The 20,521-nt window shown below is 71.2% G+C and carries 19 protein-coding genes; 7 read left to right on the forward strand and 12 right to left on the reverse strand.

The genetic code is table 11. The features are described 5' to 3' along the window. Nucleotides 1-4 precede the first annotated feature (4 nt). The 4 genes from IE265_RS20500 to IE265_RS20515 form a co-directional block, all read right to left on the reverse strand. Nucleotides 5-775, reverse strand: a complete 771-nt coding sequence (locus IE265_RS20500) for a YqjF family protein (protein ID WP_190037090.1) — start codon at nucleotides 773-775, stop codon at nucleotides 5-7. Nucleotides 776-927: 152 nt separating this feature from the next. Then, nucleotides 928-1,359, reverse strand: coding sequence for a hypothetical protein (locus IE265_RS20505; protein ID WP_190037091.1), 432 nt, complete (start codon nucleotides 1,357-1,359; stop codon nucleotides 928-930). Nucleotides 1,360-1,533: 174 nt separating this feature from the next. Continuing rightward, the gene (locus IE265_RS20510) at nucleotides 1,534-3,063 is read right to left on the reverse strand and encodes a DEAD/DEAH box helicase (protein WP_190037092.1); all 1,530 of its coding nucleotides are present in this window, start codon (nucleotides 3,061-3,063) and stop codon (nucleotides 1,534-1,536) included. A 285-nt stretch (nucleotides 3,064-3,348) separates the two neighbouring features. After that, nucleotides 3,349-3,552, reverse strand: a complete 204-nt coding sequence (locus tag IE265_RS20515; RefSeq protein ID WP_190037093.1) for a cold-shock protein — start codon at nucleotides 3,550-3,552, stop codon at nucleotides 3,349-3,351. Nucleotides 3,553-4,035: 483 nt separating this feature from the next. On the opposite strand from IE265_RS20515, the gene IE265_RS20520 reads away from it, so the two are divergent. Both IE265_RS20520 and IE265_RS20525 read left to right on the forward strand, forming a co-directional pair. Next, complete coding sequence (locus tag IE265_RS20520; protein WP_190037094.1) at nucleotides 4,036-5,109, forward strand: NAD(P)H-dependent amine dehydrogenase family protein; 1,074 nt, start codon at nucleotides 4,036-4,038, stop codon at nucleotides 5,107-5,109. A gap of 70 nt (nucleotides 5,110-5,179) precedes the next feature. Then, on the forward strand, nucleotides 5,180-5,659 hold the full coding sequence (locus IE265_RS20525) for a carboxymuconolactone decarboxylase family protein (RefSeq protein WP_190037095.1): 480 nt from the start codon (nucleotides 5,180-5,182) through the stop codon (nucleotides 5,657-5,659). A 53-nt stretch (nucleotides 5,660-5,712) separates the two neighbouring features. Here IE265_RS20525 and IE265_RS20530 read toward each other — a convergent pair whose 3' ends face one another. Then, nucleotides 5,713-7,347 carry a GMC oxidoreductase gene (locus tag IE265_RS20530; protein ID WP_190037096.1) on the reverse strand — a complete coding sequence of 545 codons (1,635 nt, stop codon included), beginning with the start codon at nucleotides 7,345-7,347 and terminating at the stop codon, nucleotides 5,713-5,715. A 287-nt stretch (nucleotides 7,348-7,634) separates the two neighbouring features. Here IE265_RS20530 and IE265_RS20535 point away from each other — a divergent pair, with 287 nt between their 5' ends. Continuing rightward, nucleotides 7,635-8,723 (forward strand): hypothetical protein, encoded by a 1,089-nt coding sequence (locus tag IE265_RS20535; protein WP_190037097.1) that lies wholly within the window; start codon nucleotides 7,635-7,637, stop codon nucleotides 8,721-8,723. Between the two features lie 103 nt (nucleotides 8,724-8,826). On the opposite strand, the gene IE265_RS20540 is transcribed toward IE265_RS20535, so the two are convergent. The 5 genes from IE265_RS20540 to IE265_RS20560 form a co-directional block, all read right to left on the reverse strand. Next, a complete protein-coding gene (locus IE265_RS20540; protein ID WP_190037098.1) occupies nucleotides 8,827-10,251 on the reverse strand; it encodes a cellulose binding domain-containing protein in 1,425 nt (474 codons plus the stop codon). 79 nt (nucleotides 10,252-10,330) lie between these two features. After that, the gene (locus IE265_RS20545) at nucleotides 10,331-11,863 is read right to left on the reverse strand and encodes a beta-N-acetylhexosaminidase (protein ID WP_190037099.1); all 1,533 of its coding nucleotides are present in this window, start codon (nucleotides 11,861-11,863) and stop codon (nucleotides 10,331-10,333) included. 43 nt (nucleotides 11,864-11,906) lie between these two features. Next, nucleotides 11,907-12,746, reverse strand: a complete 840-nt coding sequence (locus tag IE265_RS20550) for a carbohydrate ABC transporter permease (RefSeq protein WP_190037100.1) — start codon at nucleotides 12,744-12,746, stop codon at nucleotides 11,907-11,909. Continuing rightward, entirely contained in the window at nucleotides 12,743-13,747 is a 1,005-nt protein-coding gene (locus IE265_RS20555) for a carbohydrate ABC transporter permease (protein ID WP_229916329.1), read from the reverse strand. The genes IE265_RS20550 and IE265_RS20555 overlap by 4 nt, the downstream gene beginning before the upstream one ends. Nucleotides 13,748-13,806: 59 nt before the next feature. Further along, nucleotides 13,807-15,078 carry an extracellular solute-binding protein gene (locus IE265_RS20560; RefSeq protein WP_190037101.1) on the reverse strand — a complete coding sequence of 424 codons (1,272 nt, stop codon included), beginning with the start codon at nucleotides 15,076-15,078 and terminating at the stop codon, nucleotides 13,807-13,809. 288 nt (nucleotides 15,079-15,366) lie between these two features. On the opposite strand from IE265_RS20560, the gene IE265_RS20565 reads away from it, so the two are divergent. The 4 genes from IE265_RS20565 (at nucleotide 15,367) to IE265_RS20580 (ending at nucleotide 18,566) form a co-directional block, all read left to right on the forward strand. Next, complete coding sequence (locus tag IE265_RS20565) at nucleotides 15,367-16,206, forward strand: GntR family transcriptional regulator (RefSeq protein WP_190037102.1); 840 nt, start codon at nucleotides 15,367-15,369, stop codon at nucleotides 16,204-16,206. Nucleotides 16,207-16,285: 79 nt separating this feature from the next. After that, on the forward strand, nucleotides 16,286-16,804 hold the full coding sequence (locus IE265_RS20570) for a P-loop NTPase family protein (protein WP_190037103.1): 519 nt from the start codon (nucleotides 16,286-16,288) through the stop codon (nucleotides 16,802-16,804). 224 nt (nucleotides 16,805-17,028) lie between these two features. Continuing rightward, nucleotides 17,029-17,748, forward strand: a complete 720-nt coding sequence (locus IE265_RS20575; protein WP_190037104.1) for an SDR family oxidoreductase — start codon at nucleotides 17,029-17,031, stop codon at nucleotides 17,746-17,748. 71 nt (nucleotides 17,749-17,819) lie between these two features. Continuing rightward, nucleotides 17,820-18,566: an SDR family oxidoreductase gene (locus IE265_RS20580; RefSeq protein WP_190037105.1), complete on the forward strand. Its 747-nt coding sequence runs from the start codon at nucleotides 17,820-17,822 to the stop codon at nucleotides 18,564-18,566. Nucleotides 18,567-18,657: 91 nt separating this feature from the next. Here IE265_RS20580 and IE265_RS20585 read toward each other — a convergent pair whose 3' ends face one another. Together IE265_RS20585 and IE265_RS20590 are read right to left on the reverse strand one after the other, a co-directional pair. Next, complete coding sequence (locus tag IE265_RS20585; RefSeq protein WP_190037106.1) at nucleotides 18,658-19,503, reverse strand: enoyl-CoA hydratase/isomerase family protein; 846 nt, start codon at nucleotides 19,501-19,503, stop codon at nucleotides 18,658-18,660. A gap of 521 nt (nucleotides 19,504-20,024) precedes the next feature. Next, complete coding sequence (locus tag IE265_RS20590) at nucleotides 20,025-20,462, reverse strand: helix-turn-helix domain-containing protein (protein ID WP_190037107.1); 438 nt, start codon at nucleotides 20,460-20,462, stop codon at nucleotides 20,025-20,027. Nucleotides 20,463-20,521 lie beyond the last annotated feature (59 nt).

Raw genomic sequence — 20,521 nt, forward strand, 5'->3', positions numbered from 1 at the left:
GGGTTCACGCCCGCGGAGGCCCGGGCAGCGGGCGGCCGAGGCGGACGGGAACGCCCGGGGAGTACAGCACGCTGGCGGGCTCCCCGGCCGGGGCCGGCAGTCCGGCCGAGGCGATGAGGTTCTCCTCGCACGCGACGAGCGTCGCCCGGTGCAGCGGCCAGCGCGGATGGTCGTTGGGCAGGAAGCGGGTGTGGCCGGGGTACGGGTTGTGCATGCCCCACCGGGCGGTCAGGAAGTGCTCCAGTTCCGTCGGCTCGGCGATGCGCTCCCCCGGCCTCACGACGAGCCTGCTGTACGCGCCGCGCGGCCCCGGCAGCCGTCGCACGCTGGAGTAGCCGACCGTGTCCCCGCCGTTCCGTACGGACATCCGCGACCACACGTACGGCAGCCGGAAGCCGAGGCGGCCCATGAGCACCGGCAGCAGCCTGGAGGCGTCCATCGAGCGGAACACCACCCCCCGGCGCCCGTGCGCGTCCACGGAGTACAGGCGCACGTTGGTCTCCGGGAACGAGCCGAGGTAGGGCACCCCGGGCAGGCGCAGCCAGCCGACCCGGCGCATCCGGAACGCGACCAGGCCGACGTAGGTGACCCCGTCGACGGTGTCGGGGACCGTGCCTGCCGGCAGGAGCCCGCTCACGGCCGCCGGGTCCACGGCCCAGTGCACGAAGGCCAGGTCCAGCCACTCCTGGGTGAGCAGGGGGCGGCGGAGCGCGACGGGAGCGTCGGGCGTGATCGGCTCCGGCACGGACGGAATGGTCGGCACGTCAGCCAGCATCGCAGGGCACCGGCCCGGATGGGACGGGATCATGGTCCCTGTGACGCGTTCCTCCGAGGGTGGCGGCCGCCTCACCTCCGGCCGGACAGCATCGAACCCGGCCTCGCCGGGGTCCTCGTCGGACACCGGCGGCCGGATGCCGGGGGCGCCGGTCAGACGTCGGTGGGCAGGCCGCTCACTTCGGCGATCCCGCGCAGCTCCTCGTCCTGGCGGTGCCGTTCGCAGATGAAGTCGGCGATCTCGCGGCACCTGACCGGGTCGGCCGCGGTGCCCGAGTCCGTGACGACCCTGACGGGCCCCGCGTCTTCGGTCTCGATCTCGACGATCTGGTTGTCCAGGCGCCCGGTGACGGCGACCGCCACGACGAGGGACGCCTCGTCGCGGATCTCCTGGGGCACGTTCTCGCCCTCGGCGCCTTCCAGGCTCAGTTCGATCGGCCCTGCTCGCTGCTCCTCGATCGCTTCGAGCACGGGTTCGACCATCCGCAGCAGCAGAGCGTAGTGCGGTGGCGTCATGCGGGCCCGCAGCAGATCGAGGTAGAGGTCCACGGGCCGACCTTCCGGCGCATTCTCTGATTCGCTCATGGGACTCGGCTTCCCCAATGTCGGCGACGTGATCGCATCTGTGTCCAGAATGGTCGATCTCATCGCCCGGCGCCCCTCGACGACGGCCGCGGGGCCGCCGCCGGAGGGCCACGACCGGTGCGGCGCCCGGCCTGCGGCCCCACGGCGAAATGTCGGGCCCGGTGCCCGATCCGGTTACGCGCCGCGCCTGATCCTGGCGGCCTTGCGCGCCTCGGCCGTCTGGCGGGCCTCGGCCGTACGGCGCGACTCCCCGCCCGTACGACCCGGCCGGCTGCCCATGCCCCGGAAGGGGGCACCGCCGCGCTGGGGGCGGTCCGCGACCGGTGCGGCCCCGGAGATCGGCACTCCGGAGGGCGCCTGGGCCCCGGTGATCCGGCTCAGCTCGGCCTCGCCGGAGCGGACCTGGGTGACCTGCGGCCTGATCCGGGCGTCGGACATCAGCCGGGTCATGTCGCGGCGCTGGTTGGGCAGGACCAGCGTGACGACGCTGCCGGACTCGCCGGCGCGCGCCGTACGGCCGCCGCGGTGGAGGTAGTCCTTGTGGTCGCCGGGCGGGTCGACGTTGACGACGAGGTCGAGGTCGTCGATGTGGATGCCGCGGGCCGCGACGTTGGTCGCGACCAGCACGGTGACGTCGCCGGTCTTGAACTGCGCCAGGGTCCGGGTGCGCTGCGGCTGCGACTTGCCGCCGTGCAGGGCCGCGGCCCGCACGCCGCTGCCCAGCAGGTGCCGGGTGAACTGGTCGACGGCGTGCTTGGTGTCGAGGAACATCAGCACGCGCCCGTCGCGGGCCGCGATCTCGGTCGCGGTGGCGTACTTGTCGGCGCTGTGCACGTAGAGGACGTGGTGCTCCATCGTGGTGACCGTGCCCGCCGACGGGTCGACCGAGTGGACGACCGGGTCGGAGAGGTAGCGGCGGACCAGCAGGTCGATGTTGCGGTCCAGCGTGGCCGAGAACAGCATGCGCTGGCCGCCCGGCCGGACCTGGTCGAGAAGCTCGGTGACCTGGGGCATGAAGCCCATGTCGGCCATCTGGTCCGCCTCGTCCAGCACTGTGATGTCGACCCGGTCGAGGCTGCAGTCCTTGCGCTCGACGAGGTCCATGAGACGGCCCGGGGTCGCGACGACGACCTCGGCTCCGGAGCGCAGTGCGCCCGCCTGCCGGCCGATCGACATACCGCCGACGACGGTGGCGGTGCGCAGCTTGAGCAGGCGGGCGAACGGCGTGAGCGCGTCGGTGACCTGCTGGGCCAGCTCGCGGGTGGGCACGAGGACCAGCGCGAGCGGCTTGCGGGGCTCGGCGCGGCGCCCGGCCGTGCGGACGAGCAGCGCGAGGCCGAAGGCGAGGGTCTTGCCCGAGCCGGTGCGTCCCCGGCCGAGGACGTCACGGCCCGCGAGCGTGTTCGGCAGCGTGGCGGCCTGGATGGGGAACGGCTCGTTCATGCCGAGGGAGGCGAGCTTCTCCAGCAGCGCGGCGGGCAGGTCCAGGTCGCCGAACGCGGCGACCGGGGGCAGTGCGGGGGTGAGGGTCTCCGGCGGGCTGAATTCACCCTGCGGGGCGGTGGGGCGGCGGCCCGGGCCACCCGAACGGGCGGTGGGCCGTCCCTGCCCCTGCGAGCGGGAGCGGCCGCCCCGGTCGGAGGCGGCGAAACCGTCCTTGCGGGACCTGGAGAAACGATCGTTCGTGCGAGCTGACCGGTTCATGAAGAACCTTCCTCGATATGGCACGTATCGAGGAATTCCCGGCGCGTGTGAGCCGAACGAATTGCAAGAACGAGCCGAATACCAGACGTGACGCGATGGTCCGCGCCGAGTGGCACGGCCGACGGCCGATCACGGCCGACGGGAAATCACCCGTGGTGGGGTGCGAGGGGCGAAATGACGCGGGTCCGGGGACCCGCGGCGCCCGGCCGGGGACGGTCCCCGGGAAAAGCAGCAAGCTGGGGCCCCACTGTCCAGTGGGACCCCAGCTGCCTCTGCGCTGCGACGTCAGGCGGGAGTGATGTTCTCCGCCTGCGGGCCCTTCTGGCCCTGAGTGACGTCGAAGTTCACCTTCTGACCCTCGTGGAGCTCACGGAAGCCCTGCGAGGCGATGTTCGAGTAGTGGGCGAAGACGTCCGGGCCGCCACCCTCCTGCTCGATGAAGCCGAAGCCCTTTTCCGAGTTGAACCACTTGACGGTTCCAGTAGCCATGTCCATATCCCCTTCGGGGCAGTGTGCCGGGGATTCACACCGTGTGAACCCCTATGTTGCCGCAATGAAACCGTCCGGAAAGAGCACCGGAAATGCAAAAGTGCCCGACGAGAACTTTCTCGCCCGAGGCACTTGAAGTTTGCGGGAACCACAACTGCAACTGGATCAAGGTTATCACGGGACCCCCGTCCGGCAAGGGGGCGCACGGGCGGCGCGGCTGTTTTCGACCGCGGATCACCGGCGCGCGCGAGGGGCCGCGCGCCGGGCGCCGGGACGCCGCGGGCGGTCGCCCGCACCGCCGGCCGCGGCAGCTCCGGCCGACTCTCCTCCCCTCATCGCCACCGTCCCCGCCCCGTCCGCGGTTCGACGACCGACGGACGCCGGTCCCCGGGCGCCGGACCGCGGGCGCCGGACTCCGGGGCGGGGCGTGGAGGTCGGTGCAGGCCTCTGGAAACTGACGACTCGTCAGGTTACGCTCCGCGCATGATTTCCACCGTGGTCTGGGGCACAGGAAATGTGGGCCGCGCGGCGATACGCGCCGTCGACGCCCACCCCGCACTCGATCTCACGGCCGTGCTCGTCCACAGCCCCGAGAAGGTGGGCCGGGACGCCGGCGACCTGGCAGGACTCGGCCACGGCCTCGGAGTCGCGGCGACCGACGACGCCGCGGCGGTGCTGGCCGCCGCACCGCAGGCTGTCGTGTACGCGGCGTCGGGCGACATCCGGCCCGACGAGGCGCTGGCGGACACGGGAGCCGCCATCAGGGCCGGCGCCGTGGTCGTCACCCCCTCGCTCTACCCCCTCTACGACCAGCGCAACGCCCCGCCCGAGTTCCGCGACCCGATCCTCGCCGCCATCGCGGAGGGCGGCGGGTCCCTGTTCGTCTCCGGCGTCGATCCGGGCTGGGGCAACGACGTCCTGCCACTGCTGGTGAGCGGGCTGGGCTCGGTCGTCGACGCGGTTCGCTGCCAGGAGATCTTCGACTACTCCACGTACGACCAGGAGAAGTCGGTGCGGTACCTCGTCGGCATGGGGCAGCCGATGGACTACGAGCCCCTGATGCTCGCCCCGTCGATCCCCACCATGGTCTGGGGAGGACAGATACGCCTCATGGCCCGCGCGCTCGGCGTCGAACTCGACGAGATCCGCGAGACCCTGGCGCGGCGGGCGCTCGACACCACGGTGAGCACCCGGACGATGGGCGAGTTCGAGGCCGGCACCCAGGGGGCGGTGCGCTTCGAGGTCCAGGGGTTCGTGGCGGGCGAACCGCGCATCGTCATCGAGCACGTCACCCGCATCCACCCGTCGTGCGCGCCGGACTGGCCGGCGCCTCCCAACGGTGACGGCGCGCACCGCGTGATCATCGAGGGCCGTCCGCGCATCGAGGTCACCGTCGAGGCGACCGACGAGGGCGAGAACCGGTCCGCGGGCGGCAACGCCACCGCGGTCGGCCGCCTGGTCGGCGCGATCGACTGGCTCGTGGACGCGGAGCCGGGCCTGTACGACGCGCTCGACGTCCCGCTGCGCCCGGCGGTCGGGCGGCTCGGCAGGAAGTGACGCCGAGGGCGGCGCGAGGGCCCGCCCGCTCCCCCGGCCGAGGCCAAGGACGGACACGAAGGAGTCCCGGATGAACATCGACATTCCCGAGGGCAGGAACGCGATCGAGTACGTGTGGGGCGAGATGGTCCCGGGCATCGGGCCGGCCGCCGCGAACTTCTCCCTGTCCGTCTACTCCCACACCACCCTGGGGCTGCGCGAGTTCGAGGCCGCCCGGCTGCGGATCGCGCAGATCAACGGCTGCCTCTTCTGCCTCGACTGGCGGACCGACCGGGACGGGGACAAGGTCGAGGACGGGTTCGCCGACGCGGTGGCCGCGTGGCGCACCACCGAGGTCTTCGACGAGCGCACCCGGCTGGCCGCGGAGTACGCGGAGCGCTACACCCTGGACCACCACGGCCTCGACGAGGAGTTCTGGGACCGGATGCGGGCGCGGTTCAGCCAGGCCGAGATCGTGGAGCTGACCATGAGCCTGGGTTCGTGGCTGGCGTTCGGACGGCTGAACCGGGTCCTCGGGCTGGACGCCATGTGCGTGCTGCCGGGCCACTGAGACGTGCCGGGGCCGACCGGCGGCGCCGGTCGGCCCCGGTGTCGAGGCGCGCGCTAGAGGTCGGTCGCGATGATCGTCTCGATGTTCCGTTCGGCGAGTGCCGTGATGGTGACGAACGGGTTGACGCTGGCGTTGCCGGGGATCAGCGCGCCGTCGATGACGTACAGGCCCGGGTGTCCGTGCAGGCGGCCGTAGTTGTCGGTCGCCTTGTTGAGCACCGCGCCTCCCAGCGGGTGGTACGTGAGGTGGTCGCCCCAGATCTTGTACGTGCCGAAGAGGTCGGTCCGGTAGATCGTCCCCTCCTTCGCGTTGATCTTGTCGAAGATCGTCTTGGCCATGTCGATCGACGGCTGCTTCCAGGCCGTCTGCCAGTTCAGGTCGACCTTCCCGGCGGCGGCGTTCCAGGTGAACTGCGCCCGGTGCGGGTTCTTGGTGATGGACAGGTAGAACGAGGCGAAGGTCTCGATGCCGGTGGGCAGCGGGGCCACCTCGGCGAACGCGCCGCCCGCGGCCCAGTTGTCGATGCCGGAGCACGGGATGGACGACTGCACGGCTCCGGTGGGGTCCCACAGGTGGTTGGCGCGGCCGCACATGACGTTGCCGTTCTCACCCCAGCCCTTGCCGACCTCGCTGTTGAGGTTGGGGAGCGCCCCGGTGGCCTTGAGCTTGACCAGGAGCTTGCTGGTGCCGACGCTGCCGGCCGCGAAGAAGACCCGGTCGGCGGTGACGGTCTTGGTCGTGGTCGTGTTTCCGCCGGTGTCGAGCTGGTCGATGACGACGGTGTAGCCGCCGCCGGCCGCCGGTGCCACCGAGGTGACCTTGTGCAGGGGTGAGACGGAGACCCGTCCGGTCGCCGCGGCCCGGGCGAGGTAGGTCTTCTGCAGGGACTTCTTGCCGTGGTTGTTGCCGTAGAGGATCTCGCCGTCGAGTGCGGACTTCGGGACGGTTCCGGCGGCCTCCTGCTCCATGTAGTCCCAGTCGTAGACGTCCGGGACGAAGACGAACGGGAAGCCGGAGCGCTGGGCGTGCTTGCGGCCCACCCTGGCGTACTGGTAGCAGGCGGCCGTCTCGAACCAGTCGGGGTCGACCGTGCCGACCCCCAGTCCCGCGTTGGCGCGCGGGTAGTAGACGTCGTACATCTCGGCGGCGGCGACCGAGGGCAGGACCGCGGCGAAGTTCTCCCGCTTGGGGGTGACGGCCATTCCCCCGTTGACCAGTGAACCGCCGCCGACGCCGCGGCCCTGGTAGACGATGATGCCGCCCATCTCCTCGGCGTCGAGGATGCCGGTGTAGCGCGGCACGTCCTTGTCCAGCGGGAACCCCAGGAAGTTGCTCAGCGGCTGCTTGGTCCTCGTGCGCAGCCAGTACGACCGGTAGTCGGGTGTCCTCGTGTTGGCGAAGATCTTGCCGTCCGACCCGGGGGTGTCCCAGGCCATGCCCATCTCGACCATGTGCACGTCGACGCCCGCCTGGGCCAGGCGCAGGGCGGCCACCGCCCCGCCGTATCCGGTGCCGATCACCAGTGCTCGGACACGCGCCCCGGGCTGGATGACCGCCGCGGCGGCGGCATGGGCCGGGACACTGTGCCCGACGACCGCAGCCGCTCCAAAAATAGAACCTGTTCCAACAATGAATCTTCGACGCGACACACCCCTCGGGCCCGTTTCACGCGCGGAATCTCCACTCATGCGCGGCTCCTCACTCTCCATAGAGTGAAACGGGTTCTACTGGGACCCTCATGAGAAGTCACGACATACCTATAGGTAACTTTTAAACGATCAGATAGTCGACATCCCGCACAGGACGGCCCCGCCCGGGGACCCCGGTAGGACTCCGGCGGGGCCCCTGTGTTCGACCGCGGCCGCCCCCGGCCAGCCGGGTTCCGGGACCCGCGGAGCCCGGACCCCGGGTCACTCACGCGGGTCCGGCGGGACCATACTGGGGACGAATCATCCCCCCACTCGCAGATTGCCCCATGTCGAACTCCCCCACCGCCCATCCATCGGTCCCCGACACGGTGTGGCTGGCCCGCGGCCCCGGCGGCGGACCGTCCGCCGCGGACGACGTCCGGCGCACACTTCGGCGCCTCGAAGCCGACGGGGTCGTCCACAGCCATCTGGACCTGCCCGCCCACGACGACACCGCGGACCACGTCTTCGAGGCCCGCTGGCAGGTCCGCGGCACCGTGACCGTACGGGCCCGGCTCGCCCTCACCACCCCGCAGGACCCCGGAACAGGACAGGAATGGCTGCTGGCCGCGGAGGCCGAGCAGCGCTGGGACGACGCGTGGCCGTCCCCCGTCACCATGTTCTGGCCCGACACGCCGGACGCCGCCTGGGACCGCGATCCGCTCACGGAACTGCGCGTGCGAGGCATCAACCCCCTCCCCGCCGACGAGAAGGACATACGCCGCGTGCTCGGACGCGGCGCCCGCGACCCCTGGCACATCCACGTCGTCGTCCACGAGGCGATGACGCCCGACGAACGGGGCCTGCGCCCCCTGGCGGAGCATCTGCCGCCGGGCCTGAGGCACCGCGTCGTGGAGCACCGCGCCGCCCCCCAGCAGTTGCGCCCCGTCAACTGGGCCCTGCGGGAGTTCGGCGTGCAGGTGCCGCGCGGCGGCGCGGTGGTGCTGCCCGGGTCGCCCGCGCCGTCCGGTCACGACCCGGAGGATTACTCCGTACGGAGTGTCTTTCTGGACGGCTCGGCGCCCGCGGACCTCATCGACCGGGTGAGCGCGTTCGACGCGCTGCCCCGGCCGCTGCCACCGGGCGCGGCCGACGCCCTCACCGCGCTGCGGGAGCACTGGCACCTGGTCACCGTCGAGGAGGACCTCGAACACCAGCGCCGGCTCGTGACGCTGTACTCCGAGGCCCTGGAGGCCATGACCACGTCACGGGACCTCTACCGGGAGGCCGCCGAACGGGCCCACGAGGCCCTGACCGCCCTGCAGGAGTCGGCCGTCGTTCCCGCGCCCGGGCGGCGCGAGCCCGGCGCGCCGGTGTCCTCGCCGCTCAAGCAGCTGACCCGGACGTTCGAACGGCTCAAGGGCACGGCCAGATGACCGTGCCCTCGTCCGGGGGCGCCTCGCGGGACCGCCCGCGGGGGTGGGGGGTCCGAATGCCGGGCGGGCACGTCTGCCCGCCCCGCGTCCGGACCCCCCGCGCTCAGGCGCCAGGCACGGTGTCCACGAAGGTGGTGCCGGCCGACCGGTAGGCGCCGACCTTCGCGGCGACCTGCGCGGGTGTCAGGACCTGGTCCTTGACGTGCAGGACGTAGTCGACCTGCTGGTCGTAGGCCCGCGGTGTCGTACTGGTCTGTCCCGCCAGGTCGATCAGCCACTGGTTGAAGTTGATCGACATCGGGCGCTCGGGCAGGTACGCGGCGTCGTGGGTGCCGAACAGCTGCCCGTCCAGGTAGTACTTGATGCTGCTGTTGTCGATGGTCAGCACCAGGTCGTGCCAGCCGCTGTGGCTCTGGCGGGACTCGGTGTGCTGGTTGACGGCCTGCCACGGGTCCGGGTTGTAGGTCTCCCAGGACGTCGTGTAGAGGATGTTCGACGGCTCGCCCCAGCCGCCGTTCGGCAGGTACTCGAAGTCGTACTCGGCGTAGTCGTCCGCCATCGGGGCCTTGAGGTCGTTGATGGTGAAGAACGTCTGGACGAGGCGGTCACCGTCCGGCCCGAAGCGGGGCGCGTCGCTGAACTTCACCCGCGCGGCATAGGTGCCGTTCTTGAACTTCGTCGCCTTGGTGAGGACTTCGGTCTGCTCGGTCGTCGCCGCGGTGCCGGCGGTCGAGGTCTCCAGGTTCATGACGGAGTTGCCGCCGGTGCTGGAGAAGGTGACGTTCTCGGGCGCCCAGGTGGCTCCGGGGACACCCGGCCCGCCGGAGTTGGAGCGCACGCTCCAGCCGTTGGCCGAGATCCTCGGGTCGGTGTGGTTGCTGTAGTTGAAGTCGTCGAAGAGCGAGGCGCCGTTGGCCGGCGGGTCGGTCGGCGGGTCCGTCGGGTCCGTCGGGTCGTTGCCCGCCGGAGCGGTGCCCCACAGTGTCCTGCCCGCCACCTGGGCCGTGATCTTCGACCAGTTCCCGTACGCCGTCTGCCCGGCCCCGAACGAGTAGTCGTCGCTCTGCTTCAGCGTCTGCCACGACGACTGGTGGAAGCGCAGTTGCATGTCGCCGGTGTCGGCGCCCGGGGCGAGCGATCCCGCGCCGGAGGTGAAGCCGATCTCCAGGTAGCGGTCGGCGGTCGCGGTCGGCTGCGCCAACGTGCCGAACGTACCGGTGATGTTGGCGCAGCCCTTCACGGCCCACGAACAGGCGAAGCGGTAACTCGCCCCGCCCGAGTCGGCCTTGAAGTAGTAGCGGAGCTTCACGGTGCTCAACTGCACCGCGCTGTCACCGGTGTTCTTGACCTTCAGCCAGGGTTCCGACTGGTCGGCGGTGGCTCCCGACGCGCTGGTCCGGTACTGCACGCTCACTGCCTCGCCTGCCGCGCTGGCGGTGCCCGGCAGTGCCGCGAGTCCGGCCGCTCCCACGGCCACGACCACTGCGGTCGCCGCTGCGGTACGCAGCCGTTGCTTGACGGATGTCATCGTTGTTCCTCTCCGGAACGGTGGGGGATTCCTGGGGGGATCACACGGATGGTGCTGCCGCGGTGGTGCGTCGCGGGGTTCAGGGACGGCGGCGGACGCCGAGCGCGTCGAGGCGTTCCAGGTGCCCGTCCAGCCGTTCATTGAAGTCGGTCCAGCCGGTCGCGCCGCTCCAGCCGCGGTCCGCGAGGGCGCACAGCCTCGGGTACGTGAGGTACTCGATGCGCTCGGGGGTCGTGACGAACTCCGTCCACAACTGCGCCTGGCTGCCGAGCACCCGCCCGGCCTCCTCGGGGGCGCAGCCCTCGGGCACCGGTTCGTGGGCGTGCACGGCGCGCAGGTCGACGACGGCTCCCGGCTGGGCGAGGGGTTCGTGCGGTGCGGCGGACTGGGCGTAGTCGAGGTAGGTGGCCCGGTGGTGGGCGCTGACCACGTCGTGGCCCCGGCGGGCGGCGGCGAGGGTGTGGGACGGGTCGCGCCAGGTCATCACGGTGAAGGAGAGCGGGAGTTCGGTACCTGTCTCGGCCCAGCCGACGGGCCGGCGGCCCCGCTGGACCAGGAATTCGCCGATGGCGCCGAGGAACCAGCCGTGCAGGGCCTCGGGGCCGGACAGTCCCTGGGCGCGGGCCCGTGCGCGGGCCGCGGCACTGCGGCTCCACTCGGTGGTGGGGCACTCCTCGCCGCCGATGTGGACGTACGGGGAGGGGAAAACGTCCATGACCTCGTCCAGGACCGTGCGGCAGAAGTCCAGGACCTCCTCGTGGACGCCGAGGACGGTGTCGCACACGCCCCATTGCGTCCAGACGTCGAGTTCGCGCCCCGGGTCGTTGCCCAGCTCCGGGTAGGCGGCCAGGGCGGCCCGCACATGCCCCGGCATCTCGATCTCCGGCATGACGGTCACGCCGCGGGCGGCCGCGTACGCGACGAGGTCGACGAGTTCGGCCCGGGTGTAGGAACCGCCGTGCGGGCGGTCGTCGTAGGTGTCGCTGCCCGCGGGTCCCGTCATGGACCGGGCGCGGTGCCCGCCGATCTCGGTGAGCTTGGGGTAGGCGGCCACCGGCATCCGCCAGCCCTGGTCGTCGGTGAGGTGCAGATGGAAGAGGTTGATCTTGTGCAGGGCGAGCAGGTCCACGTACCGGCGCAGGTAGGACACGGGCTGGAAGTGCCGGGCGACGTCGAGCATCGCGCCGCGCCACGGGTGCCGCGGCACGTCCGTGATCTCGGCGCAGGGCAGCAGCCAGGCGGTGCCGCGCCGGGGTTCCGCGGCCAGGGCCTCCACCGGCAGGAGCTGCCGGATGGTCTGGATGCCGTTGAGCAGCCCGCCCGGGCGGGCGGCGCGCAGCAGCACTCCGTGGGCGCCGATGGTGAGCCCGTACCCCTCGTCGCCGAGGCCGCCGAGGTGCGGGTCGAGCGCGAGGACGAACTCCCCGTCGGGGGCGGGCCGCAGGCGCAGTCCGGTGGCGGGGGCGAGCAGGGTGCGCAGCAGGTCGGCGGCCGGCTCCGCGCCGGGGCTGATCCGCAGGGTGGTGGTCGGGTCGAGGGTGAAGTGCCCCGGCCTGAGCGCGGCCCTGGTCGGGCGGGGGACGAGATGGGGCTCGGGATGCTGTGCGGGCACGGGTCGGCCTCCCGGACGAAGTCGCGGTGCGGGCGGGTGGGGGTCAGCCCTTGACGGCGCCGGCGGCGAAGCCGGAGGTGACGTGGCGCTGCAGGAGCAGGAACACCACGAGCGCCGGGACGGCGAAGAGCGTGGAGGCGGCCATGGTGGCGCCCCAGTCGGTGCCGAAGACGTTCTGGAAGGAGGACAGCCACACGGGCAGGGTGCGGTTGTCCTGCTGCTTGATGATCAGGAAGTTGGCGTACGTGAACTCGTTCCAGGCCGTGATGTAGCCGAACAGCGAGGTGGCCATCAGCCCGGGGGCGAGGAGCGGGAAGGCGACGTGCCGGAACGCGCCGAGCCGGGTGCAGCCGTCCACCTGGGCGGACTCCTCCAGCTCCGGCGGGATGGTGCCGATGAAGCCGCGAAGCACCACGATGGTGAACGGCAGCGTCATCATGAAGTAGACGAGGGTCAGCGTCGGCAGCCGGTCGAGCATGTGGGTGTCCCGGGAGATGATGTAGACCGGGATGATCAGTGACTCCCAGGGCGCCATCTGCGCGATGAAGACCATCAGCATGAACTGGCGCCGCCCCCTCCAGCGCATCCGGGCCACCGCGAAGGCCGCGCCCAGCGCGACAAGGAGGGAGAGCAGCACGGCGGTGAGCGTGACGAGGATGCTGTTGCGCCAGAACAGGCCGAAGCCGTCCGCGTCGACCGCGGCGCGGAAGTGGTCCAGGGTCCAGGTCCGCGGCAGCAGGGCGGGGTTGTCCGACTGGATGTCGCGGCCCGGCTTGAAGGCCGTGGTGGCCATCCAGTAGACGGGGAACAGGCAGACGACGACCGTGATCACGGCGGCCGCGTTCAGCGGGAGGCGGCGGATTCGGGGGCGGGTCGTGGTCATGAGGCCTCGTCCTCCTGGCGGAACATCTGACGGAAGTAGAGGACGAGTACGCCCGACATCAACAGGACGGTGACCAGGGAGGCCGCCGAGCCGAGGTCGTAGCGCTGGCTCGACAGCGCCATCTGCACGGCGTACACGGGGAGGATGGTGGTGGCGTCCCCCGGCCCGCCGTTGGTGGTCACCCAGATCTGCACGAACGCCTTGAAGGTCCAGATGACTTCGAGCGAGAGGACGAGCATGAAGATGGGCCGCACGACGGGGAACGTGATGGAGCGGAAGATGCGCGGCCCCGACGCCCCGTCCAGGCGCGCGGACTCGTACAGCTCGGTGGGTACGGTGGTCAGCGCCGAGTACAGGGTGATCGCCGCGAACGGTACGGACTGCCACACGACGAGGACCACCAGGATCGTGAAGGCGGCCGGCCCGTGCGCGAACCAGGGGTAGCGGTCGAAGGAGCTGAACCCCAGTTCCTTGAGGGCCCAGTTGACGATGCCGAACTCCGAGTGGAACAGCCACTGGAAGACGGTGGTGGCCGCGATGACGGGCATCGCCCAGGTGAGTACGAGAGCGCTGAGCACGGCGGTGCGCCCGAACCGGCCCAGCCGTTCGATCATCAGCGCGACCAGTGTGGACAGCGTCATGATGAGGACGACGTTGACCGCCATGAAGAAGAACGTGCGGCCCACGACCTCCCAGAAGCGCGGGTCGGAGAGCAGCGTGCGGTAGTTGTCGAACCCGACGAACTTCGGGTCGCCGAGGATGAGTTCGCGCAGCCCGAAGTCCTGGAACGAGATCAGGACGGTCCGGGCCAGCGGGTAGACGAGCAGGTAGAGCATCCCGAGGACGGCCGGCGCGATCAGGAGGTACGGCCACGGGCCGCGTCCGTCGGCCCGCCGGGTGTGCCGCGGGCGGTGCGGCTCCCGCGCCGCGGGGCCGGTGGAGCGCCGCTTCGGCCGGGTGGTGAGGGGGCGGTTCGCGGTCCGCTCGTGGGTGGCCGGCACGGCACTCTCCCTTCCGGTACGTGGGTGGTGTCCCCCGGTGGCCCGGGGGACGGACGGGGTCAGGAGCCGGACTTCATGGCCGTGGTGATGGCCTCGGACGCGGTGGCGGCCTGGTCGGCGGCGTCTCCTCCGGTGAGGACGGCCGTCATGTAGTCCTTGATGGGGTTCTTCGCCTCCACGGCGGCCCATCCGGGGGTGTTGGGCGTCGCCCGGCCGACGGCGGCACCGACCGCCATGGCCGCGGCGCCCGGGTCCGCGGCGACCGCGTCGGCCAGCGTGGTCTTGTTGGGGACGTAGCTCATGGCTACGGCGAGCTTCTTCTGCCAGGCGTCACCGGTCAGTTCCTTGATGAAGGTGTAGGCGGCGTCCTGCTTCGTGGAGACCATGGGGACGACGAGGTCGGACCCGCCGGTGAAGACGGCTCCGGGTGTGTCGGCGGTCTTGCCCGGGATCGGGAAGAACCCGAGTTTGCCCTTGAGTTCGGGGTTGTTCTCGACGACGACCTGGGCTCCGCCCGGCGTCGAGATCACCTGCGCGACCTGCCCCTTGGCCATGACCTCGGCCTGGGGCGGTTCGGCCTCGTCGGAGTCCCTCGGGCCCTTGCCGAGTGCCTGGAGCCGCTGGTAGAACTCCATGCCGCGCAGGGCCTCGGGGCTGTCGAGAGCCCCCTTCCAGGTGCCGCCCGACTCGGTCGCGAGCTCGCCGCCCTCGTCCCAGACGAAGCCGGCGAGGGCGTACCACATCTGGCCGGGCAGGTAGATGCCCTGGGTTCCGCCCTTGTTGAGTTTCTTGGTGGCGTCGATCCACTGGTCCCGGGTCTTGATCGCGGCCGGGTCGACACCCGCCTTGTCGAAGAGGTCGGTGCGGTAGATGACGACGCGGTTGGCTGCGTAGTACGGGATGCCGTACTGCTTGCCCTGGTAGGCGCCGGGTTCGGCCAGGCCCTTCAGCCAGTCCTTGCCGCCGAGGTCGGCGACCTTGTCGCTGAAGTCGAGCAGTCCGCCGCTCTGGGCGTACTGGGCGACCTGGGTGTTGCCCGTCTCGATGACGTCGGGCGCGTCGTTGCTGGCGAGGGCCGCGGTCACCTTCTGGCCGATGCCGTCCCATTCCTGGACCTGGACCTTGACGTCGATGTCCGGGTGGTCGGCCTCGAAGCCTGCGACGAACTCCTTCTGGAACTCCGCCGACACGCTGTCGCGCATCAGCCACACGTCGATCGTGGTCCGTCCGCCGGACGAACCGTCGCCGGACGAGTCGGAGGAGTCGCTGCAGGCACTGAGGCCGGCGGTCATCACGAGCACGGACACACCGGCAAGCAAGCGGAGCTTCACGGGTTCACCTCTGGAAGACATGACCAAACCACCTGACCAGTGAAGCCCACTGGACAGCTCACCTCTTGGTGGTGAACGAAGGTGGCATAGACCAATGTGGGCGTCAACCCATCCCGCACAGCGGGTTTTCGGCGGGCGCACCCCCGAGATATCGACATGCTTCGAGGACATGACCGGATAGACTGCCTTGACCAGCAGGCCAGACAGCCGAAAGAGTCGTACGTGGTCACACCACAGGTCAGGTAACAGGTCAACTGGTCAGACGAGATCCGCAAGAGGGGACACAGCATGGACGCCGACGCACCAGGTGCGGTGCTCAAGCGGGAGCGGGTTCGCGACTTCATCCTCGAACTCATCGAGTCGCAGCACCCCGGGGACGCGATCCCCTCCGAGCGCGCGCTCTGCGCCCGACTGGGCGTCTCCCGACCGACGTTGCGTGCCGCGGTCGACGAACTCGTCGCCGCGGGACTCCTGGTGAGGGAGCACGGCCGCGGCATGTTCGTGGCCCCCGAGAAGATCACCCAGGAACTCGTCTCCGGACAGCAGAGCCTGAGCCTCCCACCCGCCTCCGGCGTCTGGTCGAGCCGGCTCCTGGAGTTCACCACCATCCAGGCGGGAGCACGCGTCGGCCGCAAGCTGCGCATCTCCCCGGGCGCCGCCATCGTGTACGTCGCGCGCCTGCGCCTGGTCGACGGCGCCCCCATGGCCATCGAGCACCTGCACATCAGGGCCGACCTGGTACCCGGCCTGTCGGCCCAGGAACTGGAGGCCGGCGACCTGTACGAGCACCTGCGCGAACGCCACGGGGTGCATGTCCAGGAGGCCGTACAGGCCATCGAACCCACGGTCGTCACCCGCGCCGAGGCCGAACTCCTGGACGTCCCGGAACTCTCCCCCGCCCTGCTCTTCGAACGGCTCACCTCGGACACCACGGGCCGGCCCGTCGAGTACGTGCACTCGCTCTACCGCGGCGACCGGTACCGCATCGTCTCCCGCCTCGCCCTCGGCCCCTCCGCCGCGGTCCCGCCCGACCGCCTGGGACACCACCCCGGCATCCCGCCCGGGGACTTCGCCGACCGCGACCGCATCGCCTCCTCCACGAGCGGCGACATCCAGTCGGCCTACTGACGCGCGACGGCCGGGCACGCGCCGGCGGGCGGCCGGGGCACGGCCACCGCGGCCGCACGCGCCGGATAGGGTCCCTGACATGGAAAGAATCCTCGTGGTGGGCGCGACGGGCGCGGGCAAGACGACACTCGCCCGCGCCGTGGGCGAGCGCCTCGGGCTGCCCCACCACGAGATGGACGCGCTCTACTACACCGGCCCCGGCTGGGCCGTGGACGACGGCTTCGTCGACACCGTCACGCGCTTCTCCGACGAACCCCGCTGGATCGTCGACTCCATCGGCTCCTCCGAGGTCCGCGATCTGCTCTGGGAGCGGGCCGACGGCGTTCTCTGGCTCGACTACCCCAGGCGGGTCGTGATGCCGCGCGTGCTGCGGCGCTCCCTGCGCCGTACGGTCGCCCGCGAACGCGTCTTCGGCGGCAACCGGGAGACCTGGTCGGGCTGGCTGAGCCGCGAGCACCCGGCCTGGTGGTCGTGGTCCCAGCACGCGAGCCGCCGCGACGAGATCGAGCGGCGCACCCGGGACCCCCGGTTCACCCCGCTCCGCACCCTCCGCTTCGACCACCCCCACCGCGCCGCGGCCTGGCTGGCGTCCCTCTGACACCGCACCGCGAGGTTCGACCCCGCGGCCGACGCTCCGGGCCTCGGCGCCACGCGGTCCCGACGCGGAAGCGCCGGCCGCCGACCGCGACCGACTCAGGTGGTGACGAACCACCGCAAGAGGTACGTTCGCAAGGAGGGCCGGACAGAGGGCCGGACATACGGTCGCCCGACATGGCGACCGGCGGACCGCCCTGCCATCCTCTCCGCGGGCGAGGTGCTCCAATGAAGGTCGAAGGTTCCGTCGCGTTCGTCACGGGCGCCAACCGTGGACTCGGAGAACAGTTCGTCAAGGCCCTGTTCGAGGCCGGCGCGGCCAAGGTCTACGCCGGCGCACGCGATCCGGCGAAGGTCACGGCGCCGGGAGCCGTTCCCGTGGCCGTGGACATCACCGACCACGACTCCGTCCGCGCGGCGGCCGAAGTGGCCCAGGACGTCACTCTCCTGATCAACAACGCCGGCTCCACCACCCGCGCGGGCATCCTCACGGCCGAACTGGAGTCGTTCCGGCTGGAGTTCGAGACCCATGTCATCGGCACCCTCGCCATGAGCAGGGCGTTCGCCCCCGCCCTCGGCCGCAACGGCGGAGGCGCCATCGTCAACGTCCTGTCCGTACTGTCCTGGCTGTCCATCCCGGTCAGCGCCGGGTACGCCGCGGCCAAGGCCGCCGAGTGGTCGGTGACCAACGCCCTGCGGGTGGCTCTCGCCGAGCAGGGAACCCAGGTCACGGCACTCCACGTCAGCTACCTCGCCACCGAGATGGCCGCGAGCGTGCAGGGCCCCAAGGCCGATCCCGCCGAGGTGGCCCGCGCGACGCTGGACGGGGTCGCCTCCGGGCAGCACGAGGTGCTCGCCGACGAGGTCAGCAAGCAGGTCCGGGCCGCCCTGCCCGGGGGGCCGGACGCGTTGTATCCGCAGTTGCGCGGAGGCACGACACTCGTCTGACGCGCGAGGGCAACTCCCGTACGGAGGCGGCCGCGGCCGCCTCCGCGCCGCAGCCACCCCATGAGGTCCCCATGACAGGCACACAGGCCAACCAACCCAACCTGAACGGCCAGACCGTGGTCGTCATCGGCGCCAGCTCGGGGATCGGGCTGGCGACCGCGCGCCGTGTACGCGCCGACGGCGGCCAGGTCGTCATGGTCGGACGCAATCCGGAACGGCTCGAACGGGCGGCGGCCGAGATCGAGCCGCTCAGCACCGCGGCCTTCGACGCGGGCGACACCGACCGCGTCCGGCAGTTCTTCGACGACCTGCCCGACACCGTCGACCACGTCATCTCGACGGCGGGTTCACCGTCCTACGAGACCTTGGCGGACGTGGACGTCGCCGAGGCGAGCCGTCACATCGGTGAACGCCTCGCCATGACACTCGGAATCGCCAAGTACAGCCGGGGCAAGGTCCGGGACGGCGGAACTCTGCTGTTCATCGGCGGCACGGGCGGCCGGCGCCCCGGCGTCGGCAGGTCGCTCACCGCGGCCCTCACCGCGGCGCTTCCCGCCCTCACGGCCAACCTCGCGCTCGAACTCGCGCCGATCCGGATGAACCTGATCGCCGCCGGGTTCGTCGACTCGCCCCTCTCCGCGACACTGCTGGGCGACCGACTCGAGGCGCGACGCGAGGAGCTGCGTACGACGCTGCCCATCCGGCGGGTCGTCGGTCCCGACGACATCGCCGCCCTGGCCGTGCACATCATGTGCAATGAGGTGCTGACGGGCGCGACGTACGACATCGACGGGGGCCAGCAACTGCTGCCGGGCTGACGCCTCTCTCTGACGCCCCGCCTCAGAAGGCCGCTCGGGCCGACCTGGTGCCAGGTCGGCCCGAGCGGCGCTGCGGTTCCGGTGGTCGGCGTCATACGGCCGGTCCGAGCGGTCGGTCCGAGGGACCCAGATGCCGGCCGAGGTCGAGTTCGACGCCGTCCGGCTGCTGGAGTCCGCCGTCGAAGAGCCGCTTGACACGGTGGACGTTCTCCTCCCGGCCGGAGGTGCGGAAGAAGGCCCCCAGCGCGCTCCCGAACTCCTCCACCGACGGCTCGGTGACCTCGTCGACCAGTTGCTTGGTCCCCCGCACGGCTGCCTTGTCGAAGCCGGCGACCCTCCGGGCGAAGTCGTCGACGAACGCTTCCAGTTCCGATGCCGGCAGGACGCGGTTGACATAGCCGTACGCGGCCGCGAGGTCCGCCGGGACGTCGTCGGCGCCCAGCAGGACCTCCAGGGCCCGCCCCCGGCCCATCAGGCGGGACAGCCGGCCGGTGGGATTGCCTCCGGGCACCGATCCGATGCCGACCTCGAAATGACCGAGGACAGCGCCCGGGCCGGCGAAGCGGATGTCGGTCGCAAGGGCGAACTCACTGCCCGCGCCCCGGGCGCGGCCGTCGATCTCGCTGATGGTGAGGGCGGGCACCCTCGCGAGCCGGTACACGTTGTCGGCGTAGGGGTGCAGTCCGGACGCGGCGGGCTTCATGGCGGCCACCCGGGCCTTGTCCGCCAGGAGGTCCCAATGGGCCATGAAGAAGTCGGGGTTGGCGCTGCGGAAGACGACCACGGTGAGACCGGGGTCCTGCTCGATGCGTGTGATCAGCGCCGCGAGCTGCTCGATGGTGTCCGGGTCGACCAGGTTGATCGCACCGTTGGAAAAGGTCACCCTCCAATAGGTCGGACTGACCTGCTGCACGCTGAACTGCTCGTCGACGCTCATGAAATCGGTCCCGTCGTCACGGTGGTTGTGGTGCCGCATCGGCGTCCGCCGTCCGCGACAGGGCGCGGTCCCATCAGGCGCGATCCGCTTCGGCGACCGGCGGTGGTGACGCCCTGCTGTGCGGCGGACGAACGCCCGAACGCCCGGGTCCCGTCCCACGACCGGCACGCCGGCACCCGGCGCCCGGCCGGACGGGCGCCGCACGGATCAAGCGTAGACCCGCGTTCGGTCGCCCCGCATGTGGGCGCTCGGCCGTCGCGCGGGCGACGGACGGCCCGGCTGCCGCTCACCCCGGGCGGCCCGCAGGGTGCCGTGGATTTGCCGGACTTGCCGCAAGCCCAATCGGTCGCATCCACCGCCACGCCGAGGAAGGGGTCTTCTTCGGACTGCGGGGTCGAGCGGTCGGGCCTTGGACACGGGCCATGGCCGATGCGTCCTCGGTGCGGACGGTGGCGCCCAGGTTGCACTCGTTGTGGAACCGATCCGCGCCTCCGGCAAGGTGACTCCCGCAGCGGCCGGGACTAGCTCGCCGACACCTTCACGTCGTCCGACTCGACGTCCGTCGCGTACGCGATCGACAGTCCGGGCACCTCCTGGGCGACGCGTGCGACCACGGCCCGGTGCCAGCTTGCCGGGTAGCCCGACTCGGGGTGCGCCGCGCGGTACTCGGCGTCGTCCCGGTACGTGACGATCCCCGGCTCCGGGAGGTCGCCCAGACTGTCGACCGCCTTGTCGACGAACTCGCCCGTGAGTCGCTCCAGGTCCCGCAGGGCTGTGCGGACGCTGTGCGGGACAGGGCGCGCACCCTGCTCCCAGGCGTCCACCGTGCCCGCGGGAACGCCGACGTGTTCGGCCAGCCAGGAACCGGTGAGGCCCAGGAACTCGCACACCACCATGAATTCGGCGGATGTCATCGTGCGGCCCTCGTCGAGCGGACCGTTGGCGGAATTCTCGGCCATGGCTTCCCTTCTCGCGCTGAACTCTGAACTGCTTCCGGATCTACGGGAGACGGTCCCGA

This window comes from Streptomyces fructofermentans (genome assembly GCF_014651055.1).
Lineage (GTDB): Bacteria > Actinomycetota > Actinomycetes > Streptomycetales > Streptomycetaceae > Streptomyces > Streptomyces fructofermentans.

Bases quoted from the DNA above. Each gene is read 5' to 3' on its own strand.
- IE265_RS20500 (WP_190037090.1), bottom strand. From the start codon at position 775: ATGCTGGCTGACGTGCCGACCATTCCGTCCGTGCCGGAGCCGATCACG.
- IE265_RS20505 (WP_190037091.1), bottom strand. From the start codon at position 1,359: ATGAGCGAATCAGAGAATGCGCCGGAAGGTCGGCCCGTGGACCTCTAC.
- IE265_RS20510 (WP_190037092.1), bottom strand. From the start codon at position 3,063: ATGAACCGGTCAGCTCGCACGAACGATCGTTTCTCCAGGTCCCGCAAG.
- IE265_RS20515 (WP_190037093.1), bottom strand. From the start codon at position 3,552: ATGGCTACTGGAACCGTCAAGTGGTTCAACTCGGAAAAGGGCTTCGGC.
- IE265_RS20520 (WP_190037094.1), top strand. From the start codon at position 4,036: ATGATTTCCACCGTGGTCTGGGGCACAGGAAATGTGGGCCGCGCGGCG.
- IE265_RS20525 (WP_190037095.1), top strand. From the start codon at position 5,180: ATGAACATCGACATTCCCGAGGGCAGGAACGCGATCGAGTACGTGTGG.
- IE265_RS20530 (WP_190037096.1), bottom strand. From the start codon at position 7,347: ATGAGTGGAGATTCCGCGCGTGAAACGGGCCCGAGGGGTGTGTCGCGT.
- IE265_RS20535 (WP_190037097.1), top strand. From the start codon at position 7,635: ATGTCGAACTCCCCCACCGCCCATCCATCGGTCCCCGACACGGTGTGG.
- IE265_RS20540 (WP_190037098.1), bottom strand. From the start codon at position 10,251: ATGACATCCGTCAAGCAACGGCTGCGTACCGCAGCGGCGACCGCAGTG.
- IE265_RS20550 (WP_190037100.1), bottom strand. From the start codon at position 12,746: ATGACCACGACCCGCCCCCGAATCCGCCGCCTCCCGCTGAACGCGGCC.
- IE265_RS20565 (WP_190037102.1), top strand. From the start codon at position 15,367: ATGGACGCCGACGCACCAGGTGCGGTGCTCAAGCGGGAGCGGGTTCGC.
- IE265_RS20570 (WP_190037103.1), top strand. From the start codon at position 16,286: ATGGAAAGAATCCTCGTGGTGGGCGCGACGGGCGCGGGCAAGACGACA.
- IE265_RS20575 (WP_190037104.1), top strand. From the start codon at position 17,029: ATGAAGGTCGAAGGTTCCGTCGCGTTCGTCACGGGCGCCAACCGTGGA.
- IE265_RS20580 (WP_190037105.1), top strand. From the start codon at position 17,820: ATGACAGGCACACAGGCCAACCAACCCAACCTGAACGGCCAGACCGTG.
- IE265_RS20585 (WP_190037106.1), bottom strand. From the start codon at position 19,503: ATGAGCGTCGACGAGCAGTTCAGCGTGCAGCAGGTCAGTCCGACCTAT.
- IE265_RS20590 (WP_190037107.1), bottom strand. From the start codon at position 20,462: ATGGCCGAGAATTCCGCCAACGGTCCGCTCGACGAGGGCCGCACGATG.